This window comes from Halorarum sp. SLYT50, from assembly GCF_059821265.1.
In genome coordinates, this window is the sequence record NZ_CM187555.1 from 1,470,226 (window position 1) to 1,487,202 (window position 16,977).

A 16,977-nucleotide genomic window follows, 5' to 3' on the forward strand; every position below is an offset into this window, starting at 1 on the left:
ACGAACGAGAGAGCCGCCGGAACGGGAGGCGGCCCCGTGCCCGGTTACGCCCGTTCGGCCTCGTACTCCCGCTCGCCGAGGTGCGCGCGGAGCGTGTCGACGTCCTTGTTGCCCGCGCCGGTGTTGAGCAGAATCACCGTGTCGTCGGGGCCGAACTCGCCCGCCTCGGCCAGTTCGAACGCGCCGGAGACCGCCGCGGCGCAGGTCGCGCCGACCTCCAGCCCCTCGACCTGCGCCGTCTCGATTGCGGCGTCGAGGATGGCCTCGTCGCTCGTGGCGACGGCGCCGCCGCCGCTCTCCTCGATGGCGTCGAGAATGAGTGGCGACGCGCCGGGGTCGGGGACCGCGATACCGTTACAGACGGTCGTGATGTCGGCCCACGCCTCGTGGACCTCGCTCCCCTCTTCCCACGCGCGGACGACCGGCGCACAACCCTCTGCCTGCGCGGCGTACATCCCCATCAGGCCGTCGGTGAAGCCCAACTCGCGGAACTCCTTGCCGGCCTTGTGCATCCCGACGAGGCCGACGCCGCCGCCGGTCGGGTACACCACGGCGTCGGGGACCTCCCAGTCGAGTTGCTCGAGCACCTCGTACGCCATCGTCTTCTTCACGTCGTGGCGGTACGGGGTGACGAACGTCTTCGTGGAGTACCACTCGTCGTGGTCGGCGATGGCGTCCGCGTACTGCGCGCCGGCGTCGGTTATCTCCCCCTCGGCGATGTGGAGGTCGCCGCCGTGTACCTCGGTCATCGCCTTCTGGGTGAACCCCGAGCGGTTCGGGAGGAAGACGTGCGCGTCGAGGCCGGCGCGGGCGGCGTAGGCGGCGGCCGCCTGCCCCGCGTTGCCGGCGCTGTTGAGCGCGATTTCGGAGGCGCCGTGCTCGACGGCGGCCGTCAGCGCGCCCGTCTGGCCGCGGTCCTTGAACGTCCCCGTGGGGTTGCGGCCCTCGTCTTTCAGGTACACCGCCCCGACGCCCATCCGCTCGGCGAGCGCCGGACACTCGACGAGCGGCGTCGCCCCCTCGTCGAGCGAGACCGCCGCCTCGCGCGGGAACGGGAGCAGTTCCTCGTAGCGCCACAGCGAGTCGAACCGGCGCGATTCGAGGTCCGCGCGCGAGAGCGACACGCGGTCGAGGTCGTACTCGGGGTCGAGGATGCCGCCGCAGTCCGGACAGGTGTGAGTCGTCGTCTCCGGGTCGTGGAGAGCGTCGCAGTCCACGCACCGAAGCCCGACGAACGCGTCAGTTGTTCGCACACCCGCCGCGTCGGGGTCATGTAACAAACCAGTTGCGCCTCCGGCGGCGGCCGCCGTGAGCGCGAGTCTCGCCTCGCGACGAGGCGACGTGCCTCACTCGACGTGCGTGACGAGCGCGTCGAGTTCGGTCGCGTACTGCTCCGGGGTCAGTCGCAGGTCGACGTCGACCGTCACCGAGATGGAGTCCGAGAGGTCGCGCTGGACCGTCCGCGCGAAGTTCTCCGCGGGGTACGCGCCGCCGGCGACGAACAGGCCGCCGTCGTGGACCCAGGTGGCGAGGAGTCCCTCGACGGCCACCTCGCCACCCTCGACCGTGAGGGCGCGGTTCCTGACGGGGAACGAGATGTCGTCGAACGCGAAGACGGCCTCGTAGTCGGTCCGGTCCGCCTCCTCGCCGGTGGCGACGGCCACCGTCCCGCCGTCTGCGGCGGTCACGCCTTCGAGACCCGCGTTCCGGAGTTGCGTCTCGAACTGCCCGCGCGCCGCCGTCGCCGCGCGCGTCGCGAGTTCCCGCCGCGCCGACTCGACGGGCACGTCGGCGACGTTCGGCCGGAACGAGACGCGGCTGGCGAAGAAGGTGGCGAGCGGCGCGTCGAGCGCCCCGAGCGTCCGCTCGCTGACCGCCGCGCGGAGCGCGGCGTCGCCGTACACGCGCGTGACCGCCGTCGCCGACGCTTCGACGCCCGCGACGGTCTTCGAGAACAGTTCTTGGCTGTCCGCGCGCGTCCGCTCCCAGCCGCCGTCGGCGAGTCGGTCCTCCGGGAGTCGCGGCGGGCGCGGCGACCCGGAAGCCGTCCCACAGCCCGCGAGTCCCGCGGCGCCGGCGGCCGCGGCGCCGGCGAGGAATCGTCGTCGTTGCACGGTGGGTGGTGCCGGGGCGACCGAGATAACGCCGTCGTCCCGTGTATCAACCCCGATAACTCCGGGCGGCGAGAGCGGCCGTGCGCTTTTGTCCGTCGGCGACCGACCGCCGGTATGGAGTACGGGTTCGAGCTGGCGCTGTGCGCGCACCTGGAGCGCGCCACCGACTGGGTGCTCGCGCGCCAGCTCGGCGCCGCCGTCGTCTCGCCCGGGAGCCGGGTGATGGACGTGGTCGGCGTCGTCCCGGGTCCCGCGTTCGACGAACGGGCGCGCATCACGGAGCGGACGATTCCGGCCTCCGCCGTCGAGTCGGCCGTCGGCGTCGGCGAGGCGCGCTACTGGCGCGACGCGTTCGACTGCCACCCCGAGCGGGCGCGCGAGGCAGTCGACGCGGCGGTGGCGTGCGGCTTCTTCGAGCGCGAGCGCCGCGGCGGCCGCGAGTACGTCCGGCAGACGACCCGCTACCCCGACGGCTGGGTCGGACGGCTCGTCGGCGTCGAGAACAAGCCGGACCTCGGCCGACCCGGAGATCTAGAACGCCAGTTGCGGCTCGACGACGCGCTGGGCCTGTTCGACGAGGTCGTGCTGGCGACGGCGAGCCACGTCACCGGCGCGCACCTGAACCGCATCCCCGCGTCGGTGGGCGTCTGGCGGTTCGACCCCGAGACGGGCGAGCGGACGGTGGCCCGCGAGGCGACGCCGCTCCCGTCGGGCGGGCCGGGCGTCGAGATACTCGACGAGCGCCCCCTCCGGACGGACGTGGCGTTCGTCTCGGCCGACGCGAAGGCCAGAACCCGCCGCCGTATCGCCGAGCGGGCGTACGGGAAGGGGTGGCGAACGCACGGGTTCCCGGGTTGTGCTCGCTGTACGGCCACCGGGGACGGGCTGCCGCGGTGTGAGTACTTCGGCCGCGTGGTCGACCCGTCGAGCGCGTGCGGGTCAGGCTGTCCCGGCCACGAGGCCGCCGACCCGCCCACCGTCGACGCCGCCGCGCTCCGGGACGCGCGGACGCCGTGGGTCCGCTCGCCCACCGGGACCGCCCGCCGACAGAGCGGACTCGACCGGTTCGGCTGACCCGCTGACCCGCGGTCGACCCGCCCCGAAGTCGCGTCGAGGGTACCGCCAGCGGTCGAGCGCAGAGAAGAAGGTACTTACCCGGGCGCGGCGGCACGGGAGGTATGCGACCCCTCGTCGCCGCCGCGCTCGCGGCGGCACTGGTCCTCGCCGGCGCGGGCGGCGTCGCGACTCCGGGCGCCGCGTCCCACGCCGCCGGAGCGAGCGCCGCCGCATCGCCCGCATCGGGTTCCTCGAACCCATCGAGCGGCGCCGGGCAGGCGAACGACACGCCGGTCTGTGCCGGCGTCGTGTCGGCTCCGGCCGGCGGCGTCACCGTGGTGAGCGTGCAGGGTGCCCGGATGAGCGGCGACGGCGGGAAGGAGCCGGCGAAACTCGTCGCGTTCGGGCCGCGCGGCGAGATACTCTGGGTGAAAGAGAGCGGCCGGGAGAACGGCGTCGTCTGGTCGTACGACGTCGACCCGCTGGGCAACGGGAACCTGTTCGTCACCGCGACGCGGCCGGGGTCGACCGTCCTCTACGAACTGAACACGACCACCGGCGAGCGGGTGTGGACCGAACACCTCCCGTTCGTGGACACGCACGACGCCGACCCGCTGAACCGCACGCACGTCGCCGTCGCGAACATGCGCAACGGCGACCCGGACAACGGGACGAACGGCGACCGGGTCGTCGTCTACGACCGGGTGGACGACGAAATCGAGTGGGAGTGGCGGTTCGCCCCCCACTACGAGCCGTCGGTCGGGGGCAACTACACCGAGGACTGGACCCACCTCAACGACGTGGACCGGGTCGGCGACTCGTTCCTGCTCTCGCCCCGGAACTTCGACCAGGTGATTCTGGTGAACCGCACGACGGGCGACATCGAGATGCAGTTGGGGTCGGACGGCGAGTACGACGTGCTGAAGAAGCAGCACAACCCCGACTTCCTCCGCGGCGAGAACGGGACGCCGACGGTGCTCGTGGCGGACTCCGAGAACGACCGCATCGTCGAGTACGCCCGGGAGGCGGAGGGCGAGTGGACCCGGACGTGGCAAGTGGGGTCGAGCGAGACGCTCGACTGGCCGCGCGACGCCGACCGCCTCCGGAACGGTCACACGCTCGTCACCGACTCGGTCAACAACCGGGTGCTGGAGGTCACCCCGCGCGGGACCGTCGTCTGGGAGGTGTACGCCCCGTGGCTCGTCTACGACGCCGAGCGGATTCCCGCCGCGGGCTTCGACTCGGACGCCTACGAGGACCTCGGCGGGTCGCGCGGGCCGACGATGCGCGACATCGGCGGGGAGGGCGCGTACGACCTGACGAACGCCTCGCCGCCGTCGACCGAGACGTGGGAGGCGTGCGACGAGGCGATTCGGTCGGCCGAGTCGGCGTGGAACGCGAGCGAGAACGGGACCGGAACGACCGCCGGGTCGAACGCCACGCCGACGGCCGAGCGGACGCCCGTCACGGCGACGCAGGTGCCCGCCGACACCGCGGACTCCGGTGCCGCGGTCGGCGCGCCGGTCTCGGTCCGCTCGCGGCGGTGGGTGCGCTCGCGCTCCTCGCGGTGGGTGCGCTCGCTCTGCGGCGCCGCCGTCGTCGGGAGTGACGCGCCGCGAGCGGTGGCCGCCGGTTCAGCTCCGCAGCGCCTCGACCGGCGGGTCGGTCGCCGCCCGGTACGCGGGGTAGAGCCCGCCGACGAGCGCGACGAGGACGCCGAACCCGAACGCGCCGGCGAGGACGAGCGCGTTCGCCGGGACCAGCACGGCAGACACCGGGAGTTCGGTGTTCAGCGCGACGAGGAACACGCCGACCGCCCCGAGCACCGCGCCGAGCGCCCCGCCCGCGACCCCGAGCAGGGCCGCCTCGACGAGCAGCGTCCGGAGCACCTCGCCGCGGTGGATGCCGACCGCCCGGAGGACCCCGATTTCGCCCCGCCGCTCCGAGACGGTCATCAGCATCACGTTGAAGATGCTCACGCCGGCGACGACGAGCGAGACGCCGGCCACCGCGAGCAGGAACCCGTTGAGCAGCGCGAAGAACTCCGCGATGCGGTCGAGCACGCTCGACAGCGAGAACACCGAGACCCGCGACTCGCGGGCGTTCAGCCGCTCGCGTATCCCCTCGACTATCGCGTCGGCGTCCGCGGCGGAGTCGGCGCGCACCACCACCTGCGAGTAGCCCTGGGTGGCGAACTCGCCCGGCGGGATGATGACGGCGGAGTCGGGCTGGACCGGCGAGATGGCCGTCGTCTCGGGGAAGACGGCGACCACCCGGTAGTCGTTCGACTCCACCGTGACCGTGCTCCCCACGTTCAGTCCGAGGTCCTCCGCCACGTTCGCGCCGACGACCGCGCCCCCGCGGAGGAACTCGGGGGCCGCGGCCGCCCCGTCGCCGAGCAACGCCCGCGGGTCGGTGGTGCCGTACACCTGCGCGACGGTCCGGCGGTCGCCGTTCGCGGCCGTCGCCCCCGTCGCCTTCAGCGGGACGACCGTCCCGCGGCCGCTCGCGGCGCGCCGGATGGCGGTGAGGTCGCGGTCGTTCAGCGACTCCACGCCGGACTCCCCGTCGGGGCTCACGACGACCTGGTTGCCCAGTCCGCCGAGTTCCTCGGTGGCGGCGACCTGGAGCGCGGTGCCGAGCATGCCGAGCGAGACGACGGCGAACACGCCGATGACGATGCCGAGCGCCGCGAGCGCCGCCCGGAGGCGCTGGCGCGAGAGGTTCCGAATCGCGAGGCGGACCGCCGGGAACCCCCGGGCCGGGCTGGTGAGCACCGCGCGGAGCGTCCGGAGGCGGCTGTCGGCGGCGGCTCCGGTCCGTGTCGGCGCTCGGTGGGTACCGCCGTCGCCGCCGCCTCCCGGCCGGTCAGTCACGCCGCACCACTCCGTCGACGAGTTCGACCGTCCGGTCGGCGTACTCGGTCACCAGGTCGTCGTGGGTGACGGCGACGACGCCGACGCCGTCGTCGGCGACCCGACGGAACTCACCCAGCACGTCCCGCGCGGTGTCCCGGTCGAGGTTGCCGGTCGGTTCGTCCGCGAGCACCACGTCCGGAGCGTTCACGAGCGAGCGGGCGATGGCGACCCGCTGTTTCTGCCCGCCCGAGAGTTCGCCCGGCGGGTGTTCGAGTCGGTCGCCGAGTCCCACCCGCTCCAGCAACTCCCTCGCGCGCGGCGTCGCGTCCCCCCGGAGGAACGTCGTCGGGAGCGCGACATTCTCGACGGCGGTGAGCGTCGGGAGCAGGTGGAAGTCCTGGAAGACGAAGCCGACGGTCTCGCGGCGCACGTCGGTCAGCGCGCGCTGTGAGAGGCCGGTCGTGGGGCGTCCGCGCAGGAGCACCCGCCCCTCGGTCGGTCCGTCGAGCAGGCCGAGCAGGTTGAGCATCGTGCTCTTGCCCGACCCGGAGGGACCGACGACGGCGACCACCTCCCCCGGTTCGACGGCGAAGTCCACGTCCGCGAGCGCGGTGACCGTGCCGCCGCCGCCCTCGTACCGTTTCGTCACGCCGTCCAGCCGGATGGGCGCGTCGTCGGAACCCGGGTCCGCTTCGTCCGTGACCCGTCCGCGGGCGTCGTCGGCCGCCCCCGGTCCGCCGCTCATCGGCGGTACCGGCGCGCGAGCAGCACGGCCGCGACCGGGAGACTCACGCCGACGACGACGGCGACGCCGAGCAGGCCGCCGAGAGCGCCGAGGCCGCTCGAGCGGCCGCCGGTCGCCTCGTCGGCCGGGAGCGGCACCTCCACCCGCTCGGTCACCCGGTCGGTCCCGGCGGTGTACGCCACCTCGACCGTGACGGCCGTCGCGTTCGCGGCGTCGACGCTCGCCGCGAGGCGGAACGGGGCGAACTCGCTGCCCGCGACGCTCCCGACGAAGTAGCTCCGGTGCGGGTACGCCGGGTCGACGCCGTCGCTCGGAACCACCGAGACCACCGCGCCGGTCGCCTCGCCCTCGCCGACGTTGCCGAGGTTCCCCCGGAGGTCGACGCGGCCGTCCGGGCCGACCGAGACGTTCACGTCGGTGAGTTCGACCGCGCCGCGGGGCGGCCGGAAGTCGTAGACGGTGCGCGTCTCGCGCGCCTCGCCCGCCAGGTCGTACGCGGCGACGAACGCGACCGGACCGGCGGCGTCGACGCGAGAGAGGTCCACCCGCGCGCTCGCTGACGCACCGGGCGCGAGCGAGTCGGCGACGGCGTACCGGCCCGCGCCGGGGAGGTCGCTCCCGTTCTCGGCTCGCGGGGCGAGTACCACGTCTTCAAGCGGCGCGTTGCCGAAGTTCGTCACCGTCACCTCGACCAGCGTGGGGGCCGCGCTTCCGCCGTCCCCCCCGTCTCCGCCGCCGGACCCGGGCTGGAGCGCGCCGCTCCCGCCGAGGATGCCCGCGAGTCCGCTCGGTACCGACTCGCCCTCGGACTCGCGGACCGGCGAGGCCCGCACGCCCACGTCGGCGGTCAGCGGGTCCACCTCGACCGTTCGGGCGAGTCGCGTCTCGGCGCGCGTGCCGGCCGCGGTGGTGTACGCGACCCGGACCGCGAACTCCCGCTCACCCGCCGAGGCGGGCGTCACGGAGAGGTTGAGCGTCGCCGCCCCGCCGGCGGCGATGCTGGCGACCGTCCGGCGGGTTCGCGGCCCGTCGGCGGGTGCGGCGGCGGTCACGGTCACGTCGCGGAGCGCGACCGTCGTGGGGTTCGAGACGGTCACGCGGAGCGGCGCGGGCGCGCCGGCGACGGGCGACTCCGCCTCGAACTCGACCTGCGGCGCGCCCGCCTCGACGACGAGCGTCAGCGGGCGGCGCGCGGTCACCGTCTCGTCGTCGGCGTCCTCGGCGACGGCGACGACCGAGAGCGAGCGCTCCCCGGGGTCGGCGAACGTCGCGGTGACGGGGACGGTCAGCGTCTCGCCGGGCGAGAGCGACCCCAGCCCGTCGGCCGCGGCGACGACGTCGCCCGACTCGTCCCTGAGTTCGACGCGGACGAGGTCCGCCGCGGAGGGGCTGCCGGCCGAGAGCCTGACCGTCGCCGAGACGGTGACGGGCGCGCCGGCCGTCGGCGTCGCCGGGGAGACGGCGGCGTCGGTGACGGTGATGCGCGCGTCGGGCACCGCACCGGCGGTCCCCACCGCACCCAACGGGGCGAGCGTCGAGAGGAGGACGAGCACCGCCGCGAGGGCGGCGGCGCCGCGGAGCAGGGTCATCGATTGGACACCGGTAGGGGAGCGACGGGCATACCTCCGTTGTACGACAGTCCCCTGACAGTTCAGAGGTCGTACGTCTCGCCGTCGACGGCCAGCGGCTCCGCGAACGCCTCGTCGGGCGGGTAGAAGTGGGCGACGTGGACGAGTCGCGTCCGGGCCGCGTGCAGGTCGTCCGCGAGCGCGAGCGCCCCCTCGCGGGTCATGTGTTTCGTCCCGAAGGTCCGCGGCGTGCCGTCGGGGGCGTGGTGGCTCCCGCCCGCCGGGTGGTGTTCACAGAGGGAGGCCGGGACGATGGCGTCCGCGAGCAGGAGGTCCGGGTCGTCGAGCGCCGCCCGGGAGTCGGCGGGGACGTCGTAGGTGGTGTCGCCCGACACCGAGAGCTTCGCGCCCGTCTCGGGGTCCGAGACGACCAGCCCGTAACAGGCCAGCGGCGGGTGGTCCACCGGAACGAGCGTGACGTCGAGTCCGCAGACGCGCACCGGTTCGAACGGCGTCGCGTCGCGGACGGTCACCCGGTCGAGGTAGTCGTACTTCGAGCGGACGTGGTCGGCGACGCTCTCGCCGGTCGCCGGGTCCGTCTCGTCGGCGGCGTACACCGGGAGGTCGTCGAAGAGGCGGTAGGCGTTGCCCAGTCCGTCGAGGTGGTCGAAGTGGATGTGCGTGACGAGCGCGGCGTCCGGGAGCGGAACGTCGTGGTCGAGGAACTGCTGGCGGAAGTCGGGCGAGCAGTCTATCAGGAGACACTCGCCCGTCCGCTCGTTCTCGACGTGGACGGAGAAGCGCGAGCGCTCGACGCCGCGTTCGCGCGCCTCGCGGCAGGTGGCGCAGTCGCAGCCGACCGTCGGCGTACCCGTGGTGTCCCCGGTTCCGAGCAGGGTGACGCGCATTCGGTACCGGCGACGGCGGCGGGGGAGTAAGCGGTGTCGGTCGGTCAGTCCGTCAGTCCCGACGCGACGCGCGAGCGACCGGACTCACGAGGCGCGCGTTCGCGTCGGACGCGTTGCCACTCGTCCCCGTGGCGGCGGTCGTCGACCCCCCGGTAGCCGTGGATTCCGTGGCGGTGGCCGTGCGCTCGGTGACGGTGGGTGTCGACTCCTCGGTGGGTGTCGACTCCTCGGTTGCCGTCTGCTCCGTCGGCGACGAGGTCGCGGTGGTCGCCGTGGTCGGGCGCGCTGTCGTCCACGTTCGGGTCCGCTCGGTCGTCGGGTTGGCCGGGTCCGTGGGCGTTCCGCACCCGGCCAGCCCGAGTGCCGTCGCCGCGCCGATGCGCCGGAGCAGCCCGCGCTTGGTAGCCCTGTCTGCGTTCTCGTTCATCGTCGTCTACCGCTGCAGAGTAGGACAGTCGGACAGGAGACGTATGAACGCGTTGCCGGCGTTCGCCTGCCGCCCGTCGAGTCGGTCGAGGGAGAGTCGCGGCGTCGAGCGAGTCCGACTCGACGGGCGGCGGGCGCGACGCACGGGCAGTGGGGGTCAGTCGTCGTGGTCGTGCGAGTGGTCGTGCCCGCCGCCGTCGCCCGCGATCTGGGCGCCTTCGCCCTCTATCATGTCCATGTTCTTGAGGTTGTCCCGCTCCTCGAAGTCGTCGACGGCGTCCATGATGTCCGCCTGCGTGATGGACATCCGCTCCTCGGTGAGCGCCTCCAGCACCGCCTCCCGGAGGACGAGCCTGAGGTCCGACCCGGTCAGTCCCTCGGTCCGGTCGGCGACCGACTCGGGGTCGAACTCCGCGATGTCCATCCGGCGGGTGATGACGCGGAGGATGTCCGCGCGCATCTGCAGGTCCGGCTTGGGGAAGTTGACGATCTCGTCGAAGCGGCGCCACGCGGCCGCGTCGAGTTGGTCGGGGTGGTTGGTCGCGGAGATGAGCAGCACCTCGTCGCGGACCAGCGAGATGTCGTCGATGCTCTTGAGCAGGGTGTTGACCGCGCGCTTGAGCGCGGCGTGTTCGTCCGATCGCCGGGTCTTGGCTACGGAGTCGAACTCGTCGATGAACAGGATGCAGGGCGCGAGCCGTTTGGCCACCTCGAACGTCTTCTCGACGTTCTTGGCGGTCTCGCCGAGGTACTGGCTCGTCACCATCGACAGCTTCACCTCGACGAACGGCAGGCCGAGTTCGTGCGCCAGCGCCCGCGCCGCCGTGGTCTTACCCGTCCCCGGCGGACCGACGAACAGCAGTTTCCCTATCTCGCGGAGGCCGATGGTGGCGAGGTACTCGCGGTGCTCGATGGCCTTCATCAGCTTGCGAATCTCACCCTCCTGGTCTGTCGTGAGCACCAGGTCCTCCAGCGTCATCTCGATCTCCTCGGGCGCGCGGACGGTGACGAGGTCGAGCATCTCGGCGTCCTCCTCCTCGTCGAAGTACTCGTTCAACAGGGCGTCTATCCAGACGCGGTCGGCCCGAATCGGGCGGTTCTCCGCGCGCGCCTCCTCGTGAGTCACGTCGAACGCGACGTCCGCCTCCGCGGCCACCTTCGCGAGCGTGGGGTTCGCCCGGACGTCGTCGTCGTCGATTCGCTCGACCAGCCAGTCGACCGCCATGTCGGGCTGGGTGAGCGAGAGTTCGCCCGAGAAGTCGTCGCGCTGCGTGAACAGCAGGTCGGAGACGGCCTCCCAGGGACGCTCGACGCCCGTGGCCGTCGAGGCGTTCGACTCGGTCACGCGGAGCGGGCGTTCGATTCCCCCCGGGTCGGCGTCGTCCTCGGGCGACTCGCTCCAGAAGACGCGGCGGTAGCGGGGCGGCAGGTCGTCGGCGTCGAGGTCGCGGTCCTCGGTGTACCGGTGGGCGGTGACGAGGAGTTCGACCACGTCCACTGCCGGGTCACTCATCCCCGGAGGATTCCCCATCCAGGGGGTTAAGCGCGTCGCCCTGGACCCGCGCCGTGCGGCGTCGACCGGCGGCTCCCCCCGAGCGTTCCGGCCGAATCCGTCGCCACCGGGCGGGCCGTCCCCGCCGTCCGCGCCGGGTCCGTGAACGCGACGACCGTCCCGCCGAACAGGAGGAGGTCGTACTCCCGGCGCTCGTACTCCGGGAGTTCGGGCGCGAGTTCGCCCGCCTCGGCGGGCGCCGCGACGACGATCGGCGGCGGGTCGGCCGTGAGCGCCGCGAGCGTCGACGCCTGTCGGTGGCGGACGCCCGCGCGATCGACGTACCACGGGAGCGGGAGGCGGCGGAGCCACACGCCGAGCCACGGCGGGTTCACCCGGGGAGGGCGGTCGGCGACCGACTCGTTCGGGAGCGCGAACCGCTCGCCGTAGTAGAGCACGCCGCCCGCGCCGCGCGAGGCCGCGATGTCGGCCGCCAGCGGGGTCAGGTCGTCGCCCGGCTGTGCGCCCTGCGCGAGGAAGTTCGGACGCGGGACGGGCGAGGTGTACGAGGTGGTGACCACGACGAACCCGGTCTGGGCGACGACGAGCAGGACCACCAGCCCGACTGCCACCGCCTGGAGCCGGCCGCTCGACGGCGCTCGCCCAGCCGGCCCGGCGCTCGCGGTCCACCACCCGCGGACCCGCCGAGCGACCGCGACCGCACCGACGGCGGCGGGCACCGCGAGCGGGACGACGGCGTGGACGGCGAGCCACGGCGCCTTGATGTCGGCCGCGAGCGGGTAGCCCACCAGCGAGGCGACCCCCCACGCGAACGCCGCGAGCACGAGTGGCCGAGCCGGTGACTCGTCGGGGGAAACGGGGGCGACGAGACGGCGGAGTTCGACCCCCGCACCGCCGAGCGCGCAGGCGTACAGCGCCGGCGCGCCGACGGCGACCACGCCGAGGAGGTGCGCGAGGAACGGGAGGTACGGGTGGTCGTGCCCGCCCGCCCAGATGCCGCCCGCGAACGTCTCCGCCGCGCCGACGGTGCCCGCCGCGAGCGCGGCGAGCGGGCGGGTCGTCGCGTCGTCGAGACCGGGCGAGTACCCGCGCGGGACGTAGAAGAGCCACGCGACGGCGACCGCGAGGACGAGCGCCGGGACGACGGCGGGAGGAGCGGGCGGACGCGGACGGCCGTGGAGCGACCGGCGGCCCGTCGGCCGTCGGCGTACCTCTGGAACCGCGGGACCGCGAACGCGACGCCCGCCGCGCCGGCGACGCAGGCGAGGTAGACGAGGGCGTTCTCCTTCGTCGCCAGCGCGAGACCGAAGAGGACGCCCGCCGCGAGGACGTGCCGGCGGCGGCCCGTCCGGAGCGCCCGGTAGCCGAGCGCCACCGCGCCGAACGCGAACGCGGCGAGCGGGACGTCGGCGCGGAAGAACCGCGAGAAGTAGAGCAGCAGCGGGTTCGCGGCGAGGAAGCCGGCGAGCGCGACCGCCTCGGCGTCGTCGAGCGCGCCGCGGAACGCGAGCGCCGTCAGCGGGAGACACGCGCCGAGGACCGCCGGGAGGAGGCGGACGGCGAAGTCGGTGGGTCCGAGCGCGTCGAGCACGGGCGCGGTAGCGAGCTCGAGGAAGGGGCCGTGGACGATCGGGCGGTAGGCGTAGTAGCCCGTCTCGAGGTACCGGAGCGTCCAGTAGCCCACGCGCGCCTCGTCGAAGTGCATCGACCGCGCGCCCAGTGCCCAGAGACGCGCGAGGAGCGCGAGGAGCGCGAGCGCCGGGACGGCCCGCGCCGGGTCGGAGAGCGCGCCCCGGACCGCGGCGAATCGGACGAGAGCGCGCGGGCGGGACCGTGACACGCCCGACCGTGCGACGCCGGCGCGTAAGTGTCTTGTCGGTCGCTCGCGGACGGCGTCGCGACAACCGGACCGGGAAGCGACCGAGGGGCCGGCGGAACGGCAGGGAACCGAGGCGGCGTTCTCGCGGATTTATCACCGTGACGCCTCTAGAGACCCCATGGCAACACCCGTCATCGCGGCCGCGTACCGCACGCCGTTCGGGAAGAACGACGGCGTCTTCGCCGACACGCGGAGCGAGGACCTCTCGGTGACGCTCATCGACCACGTCCTCTCGGAACACGGCCTCGACCCGGCCGACGTGGACGACCTCATGTGGGGGGTCGCCCAGCAGCGGGGCGAACAGGACAACAACGTCGCCCGCGTCATCGCGCTCCTCTCGGAACTCGGTGAGGAGACGCCCGCGACGACCATCAACCGCTGGTGCGCCTCCTCGATGCAGGCCATCATCTCGGCGTCCGACGCCGTCGCCGCCGGCAACCGCGACTGCATCGTCGCGGGCGGGGTCGAGAGCATGAGCCGCGTGCCGATGAACACCGAGTCGTACGAGCACCTCCACCCCGAACTGGGCGAGAAGTACAACGTCTTCCAGTTGCAGATGGGGATGACCGCCGAGAAGGTGGCCGACGAGTACGGCGTGAGCCGCGAGGCGCAGGACGAGTACGCCGTCCGCAGCCACCACCGCGCGGCCGAGGCGACCGAGTCGGGCCGGTTCGACGACGAGATCGTCCCCGTCGAGACGGGCGTTGCGTCGGAGACGCAACGCGAAGACGGCGAGGCCGTCGCGGACGGACTCGTCACCGAGGACGAGGGTATCCGCCCGGACACGGACGTGGAGACGCTCGCCGGTCTCCCGCCGGCGTTCACCGGCGACGGGAGTGTCACGGCTGGCAACTCCTCGCAGATATCCGACGGCGCGGCGGTGACGCTCGTCTGCTCTCGGGAGTTCGCGGACGAACACGGGCTGGACGTGCTGGCGGAAGTGGGGACGAACAACGTGGCGGGCGTCGACCCGACGGTGATGGGCATCGGCCCGGTGCCGGCGACGCGGGGACTGCTGGAGCGCAACGGCCGCTCCATCGACGACTACGACCTGGTGGAACTCAACGAGGCGTTCGCCTCCCAGTGCGTGTACGCCCGCCGGGAACTCGGCGTCGACGAGGAGCGGTACAACGTCAACGGCGGGGCCATCGCGCTCGGTCACCCGCTGGGCGCGTCGGGCGCGCGCCTCCCGGTGACGCTGATTCACGAGATGCTGAAGCGCGACGCGGAGCGCGGGCTGGCGACGCTGTGCGTCGGGTTCGGACAGGGCGCCGCCATCGAGTTCAGCCGGTAGTCCCCCGACCGTCCTCGACGGAGACCCTCCGGGCCGTCGAGGACTAGCCGAGGAACACATCGGTATCCCTTCAGTTCGAGGGGGTCGTATGGCGGAGGCCGGTGGTCGTGTCGTTCCGGACTGACTTCCGCGCGGGTGCGAGAGCGGTGTCCCCCCTGCTCCCGCCGGCCGCGACAGTGGGTCTCGTGACGGGCGTCGCCGCGACGACCGTCGGGCTGTCGCACCTCCAGACCGTCGCCGTCTACTCGCCGACGGTGATGCTGACGGCGTTCCAACTCCTCGAGGAGGGGGCGCCGACGGTCGTTCTCGTCGCCGCCTCGCTCGGCGTCGGCGCCCGGTTCTCGATGCTCAGCCTCTCCGTCGCGCCGTACTTCGAGCGTGTCGGCACGCGGTGGAAGCGGCTCCTCGCGTACGTCCTGTGGACCCCGACGTACGCGCTGTCCGTCGAGCAGGTCGAGGCGAACCCGACGGCTCGCCGTCGGGGGGACTACCTGGGAACCGCGGTCCCGCTGTGGCTCACCTCTCAGGGCGCGCTGGTCGTCGGTGCCGTCTTCGGCGCGAGCGTGCCCGCCGGCTGGGAACTCGGGTTCGTCGTTCCTCTCGCGTTCATCGCGCTCCTCGTCCGCATGCTGAAGGGCCGGCAGACGACGGGCGCCGCCCTCGCCGCGGGCGCCGTCGCCGTCCCCGCGACCGGCCACCCGCTGAACGTCGGCGTCGTCGTCGCGGCGGCGTGTGGCGTCGCCGCGGGCGTCGTACTCGAGCATCGGGAGCGCCGGGGGGAGTCGCCGTGACGGCGACGAGTCCCGCGTCGGACCTCGTCTGGCTGCTCGTCGCCGTCCTCGGCCTCGGGACGTTCGGCCTCCGGCTCTCGTTCATCCAGCTTCACGCGTGGATGGACGAGTTCCCGCCGGGGGTCGAACGGGCGCTCGCGTTCGTCCCGCCCGCGGTGCTCGCCGCGCTCGTCCTCCCCGAACTGTTCGTCCTCGAAGGGTCGCTCCTCTCCGCGGTGGTCGACCTCCGGGTGTTGGCCGGTGGGCTGGCGGTCGCCGTCGCCTGGCGGACGGGGAACATGCTCGCGACCATCGGCGTCGGGATGGCGGTTCTGTGGGTCGGGCGGTTCCTGCTCGGGTGAGCGCGGGCGGGTCCGGGGTCGGTTGTCGGTCTAGCCGACCGTGCGACACGGTCGTACTGACCCGACACGGTTTTGGAGCGTCCCCCGGAAGCCTCGCCAAATGATTTCGCGGCAGCTACTCAGGGAAGAACCCGAGACGGTGCGCGAGGCGATGGAGAACAAGGGCATCGCCGACGTGGACCTCGACCGGGTCGTCGAGATGGACGCCGAGTGGCGCGACCTGAAGGGACGCGGCGACAACCTCCGCCACGAGCGCAACGAGGTGTCGTCGCGCATCGGCGAGTTGAAGCAGGCGGGGGAGGAGGAGGAGGCGCAGGCGGCCATCGACCAGTCGCAGGAACTGAAGCGGGAACTGGAGGAGGTGGAGGAGCGCGCCGAGGAACTGGAGGACGAACTCCACGAGGCGATGCTGCGGCTCCCCCAGATACCCCACGAGGACGTCCCCGTCGGCGACGACGAGGACGAGAACGTCGAGCGACGGCGCGAGGGGTTCGACGACCTGCGCGAGTTGCCCGACGAGGTGGTCCCCCACTACGACCTGGGCGAGGATCTGGACATCTTGGACTTCGAGCGGGGCGCGAAGGTGTCGGGCGGGGGGTTCTACTTCGCGAAGGGCGAGGGGGCGATGCTGGAACACGCGCTGGTACAGTTCTTCCTCGACGTCCACCGCGAGCAGGGGTACGTCGACGTGTTCCCGCCGCTGCCCGTGAAGTCGACGTCGATGGAGGGGACGGGACAGTTCCCCAAGTTCGTGGAGGACGCCTACCGCGTCGGCGGCGAGAACGACGCGCCGTACGACGACGACGACCTCTGGCTGCTCCCGACTGCGGAGGTGCCGGTGACGAACATGTACCGCGACGAGATACTGCTCGACGACGACCTCCCCCTCAAGCACCAGGCGTACTCGCCGAACTTCCGGCGGGAGGCGGGCGAACACGGCACCGAGACGCGGGGCATCGTCCGCGTCCACCAGTTCAACAAGGTGGAGATGGTCAACTTCGTGCGACCGGAGAACAGCTACGAGCGCTTCGACGAGTTGCTGGACGACGCCGAGGAGGTGCTCCGACGGCTGGAGCTTCCGTACCGTATCCTCGAGATGTGCACGGGCGATCTGGGGTTCACGCAGGCGAAGAAGTACGACATCGAGGTGTGGGCGCCGGCGGACGACATGCCGGACGGCCCGGAGGAGGGCGGCCGCTGGCTGGAGGTGTCGTCGGTGTCGAACTTCGAGGAGTTCCAGGCGCGCCGCGCGGGCCTGCGCTACCGGCCGGAGCGCCACGAGTCGGCCGAGTACCTCCACACGCTCAACGGGTCGGGGGTGGCGGTGCCGCGTATCGTCGTCGCCATCATGGAGTACTACCAGACGGAGGAGGGAACCGTCGAGGTGCCGGAGGCGCTCCAGCCGTACATGGGCGGGCGAGAGGTCATCGAGGGGAGCGAGAAAGTGGGCGAGAGCGCCGTCGGCGCGGGCGAGAAGGAGTAGA

Annotated in this window: 15 protein-coding genes and 2 pseudogenes; 7 read left to right on the forward strand and 10 right to left on the reverse strand. The window is 72.8% G+C overall.

Translation table 11 applies throughout. The annotated features are described in order from the left end of the window. Window positions 1-44: 44 nt before the first annotated feature. Both AC6RUA_RS07735 and AC6RUA_RS07740 read right to left on the reverse strand, forming a co-directional pair. Window positions 45-1,253 carry a threonine synthase gene (locus AC6RUA_RS07735; RefSeq protein ID WP_499815352.1) on the reverse strand — a complete coding sequence of 403 codons (1,209 nt, stop codon included), beginning with the start codon at window positions 1,251-1,253 and terminating at the stop codon, window positions 45-47. Between the two features lie 93 nt (window positions 1,254-1,346). Further along, window positions 1,347-2,114, reverse strand: a complete 768-nt coding sequence (locus AC6RUA_RS07740) for a DUF6517 family protein (protein WP_499815353.1) — start codon at window positions 2,112-2,114, stop codon at window positions 1,347-1,349. A gap of 114 nt (window positions 2,115-2,228) precedes the next feature. On the opposite strand from AC6RUA_RS07740, the gene AC6RUA_RS07745 reads away from it, so the two are divergent. Further along, window positions 2,229-3,188: a DUF5787 family protein gene (locus AC6RUA_RS07745; protein WP_499815354.1), complete on the forward strand. Its 960-nt coding sequence runs from the start codon at window positions 2,229-2,231 to the stop codon at window positions 3,186-3,188. A gap of 341 nt (window positions 3,189-3,529) precedes the next feature. Then, window positions 3,530-4,297, forward strand: a pseudogene (locus AC6RUA_RS07750) (aryl-sulfate sulfotransferase); the annotation flags it as partial. Window positions 4,298-4,804: 507 nt separating this feature from the next. Here the strand turns inward: AC6RUA_RS07750 and AC6RUA_RS07755 are convergent. The 7 genes from AC6RUA_RS07755 to AC6RUA_RS07785 all read right to left on the reverse strand — a co-directional run bounded on the left by AC6RUA_RS07755 (window position 4,805) and on the right by AC6RUA_RS07785 (window position 12,126). Further along, complete coding sequence (locus AC6RUA_RS07755; protein WP_499815414.1) at window positions 4,805-5,815, reverse strand: ABC transporter permease; 1,011 nt, start codon at window positions 5,813-5,815, stop codon at window positions 4,805-4,807. 223 nt (window positions 5,816-6,038) lie between these two features. After that, window positions 6,039-6,773 (reverse strand): ABC transporter ATP-binding protein, encoded by a 735-nt coding sequence (locus AC6RUA_RS07760; RefSeq protein WP_499815355.1) that lies wholly within the window; start codon window positions 6,771-6,773, stop codon window positions 6,039-6,041. Then, a complete protein-coding gene (locus AC6RUA_RS07765) occupies window positions 6,770-8,362 on the reverse strand; it encodes a COG1361 family protein (RefSeq protein ID WP_499815356.1) in 1,593 nt (530 codons plus the stop codon). The genes AC6RUA_RS07760 and AC6RUA_RS07765 overlap by 4 nt, the downstream gene beginning before the upstream one ends. 62 nt (window positions 8,363-8,424) lie before the next feature. Next, on the reverse strand, window positions 8,425-9,249 hold the full coding sequence (locus AC6RUA_RS07770) for an MBL fold metallo-hydrolase (RefSeq protein ID WP_499815357.1): 825 nt from the start codon (window positions 9,247-9,249) through the stop codon (window positions 8,425-8,427). A 52-nt stretch (window positions 9,250-9,301) separates the two neighbouring features. Further along, window positions 9,302-9,676 (reverse strand): hypothetical protein, encoded by a 375-nt coding sequence (locus AC6RUA_RS07775; RefSeq protein ID WP_499815358.1) that lies wholly within the window; start codon window positions 9,674-9,676, stop codon window positions 9,302-9,304. A gap of 156 nt (window positions 9,677-9,832) precedes the next feature. Further along, window positions 9,833-11,188: an ATP-binding protein gene (locus tag AC6RUA_RS07780; protein WP_499815359.1), complete on the reverse strand. Its 1,356-nt coding sequence runs from the start codon at window positions 11,186-11,188 to the stop codon at window positions 9,833-9,835. Window positions 11,189-11,214: 26 nt separating this feature from the next. Further along, window positions 11,215-12,126: a hypothetical protein gene (locus AC6RUA_RS07785; protein ID WP_499815360.1), complete on the reverse strand. Its 912-nt coding sequence runs from the start codon at window positions 12,124-12,126 to the stop codon at window positions 11,215-11,217. A 9-nt stretch (window positions 12,127-12,135) separates the two neighbouring features. On the opposite strand from AC6RUA_RS07785, the gene AC6RUA_RS07790 reads away from it, so the two are divergent. Beyond that, window positions 12,136-12,459 carry a hypothetical protein gene (locus AC6RUA_RS07790; protein WP_499815361.1) on the forward strand — a complete coding sequence of 108 codons (324 nt, stop codon included), beginning with the start codon at window positions 12,136-12,138 and terminating at the stop codon, window positions 12,457-12,459. 2 nt (window positions 12,460-12,461) lie between these two features. Here AC6RUA_RS07790 and AC6RUA_RS07795 read toward each other — a convergent pair. Beyond that, window positions 12,462-13,028 (reverse strand): annotated as a pseudogene (locus AC6RUA_RS07795) (flippase activity-associated protein Agl23); the annotation flags it as partial. 157 nt (window positions 13,029-13,185) lie between these two features. On the opposite strand from AC6RUA_RS07795, the gene AC6RUA_RS07800 reads away from it, so the two are divergent. From AC6RUA_RS07800 to serS, 4 genes are all read left to right on the forward strand, one after another. Next, the gene (locus AC6RUA_RS07800) at window positions 13,186-14,361 is read left to right on the forward strand and encodes a thiolase family protein (RefSeq protein WP_499815362.1); all 1,176 of its coding nucleotides are present in this window, start codon (window positions 13,186-13,188) and stop codon (window positions 14,359-14,361) included. Window positions 14,362-14,468: 107 nt separating this feature from the next. Further along, a complete protein-coding gene (locus tag AC6RUA_RS07805) occupies window positions 14,469-15,152 on the forward strand; it encodes an AzlC family ABC transporter permease (protein ID WP_499815363.1) in 684 nt (227 codons plus the stop codon). Continuing rightward, on the forward strand, window positions 15,149-15,493 hold the full coding sequence (locus AC6RUA_RS07810; protein ID WP_499815364.1) for an AzlD domain-containing protein: 345 nt from the start codon (window positions 15,149-15,151) through the stop codon (window positions 15,491-15,493). Before AC6RUA_RS07805 ends, AC6RUA_RS07810 begins: the two co-directional genes overlap by 4 nt. Window positions 15,494-15,593: 100 nt before the next feature. After that, a complete protein-coding gene (serS, locus tag AC6RUA_RS07815) occupies window positions 15,594-16,976 on the forward strand; it encodes a serine--tRNA ligase (protein WP_499815365.1) in 1,383 nt (460 codons plus the stop codon). The last annotated feature ends 1 nt before the right edge of the window (window position 16,977 follow it).

Excerpts from the sequence above, each read along its gene's own strand:
- AC6RUA_RS07765 (WP_499815356.1), bottom strand. The coding sequence starts at position 8,362 with ATGACCCTGCTCCGCGGCGCCGCCGCCCTCGCGGCGGTGCTCGTCCTC.
- AC6RUA_RS07745 (WP_499815354.1), top strand. The coding sequence starts at position 2,229 with ATGGAGTACGGGTTCGAGCTGGCGCTGTGCGCGCACCTGGAGCGCGCC.
- AC6RUA_RS07770 (WP_499815357.1), bottom strand. The coding sequence starts at position 9,249 with ATGCGCGTCACCCTGCTCGGAACCGGGGACACCACGGGTACGCCGACG.
- AC6RUA_RS07780 (WP_499815359.1), bottom strand. The coding sequence starts at position 11,188 with ATGAGTGACCCGGCAGTGGACGTGGTCGAACTCCTCGTCACCGCCCAC.
- AC6RUA_RS07800 (WP_499815362.1), top strand. The coding sequence starts at position 13,186 with ATGGCAACACCCGTCATCGCGGCCGCGTACCGCACGCCGTTCGGGAAG.
- AC6RUA_RS07775 (WP_499815358.1), bottom strand. The coding sequence starts at position 9,676 with ATGAACGAGAACGCAGACAGGGCTACCAAGCGCGGGCTGCTCCGGCGC.
- serS (WP_499815365.1), top strand. The coding sequence starts at position 15,594 with ATGATTTCGCGGCAGCTACTCAGGGAAGAACCCGAGACGGTGCGCGAG.
- AC6RUA_RS07755 (WP_499815414.1), bottom strand. The coding sequence starts at position 5,815 with ATGCTCGGCACCGCGCTCCAGGTCGCCGCCACCGAGGAACTCGGCGGA.
- AC6RUA_RS07760 (WP_499815355.1), bottom strand. The coding sequence starts at position 6,773 with ATGAGCGGCGGACCGGGGGCGGCCGACGACGCCCGCGGACGGGTCACG.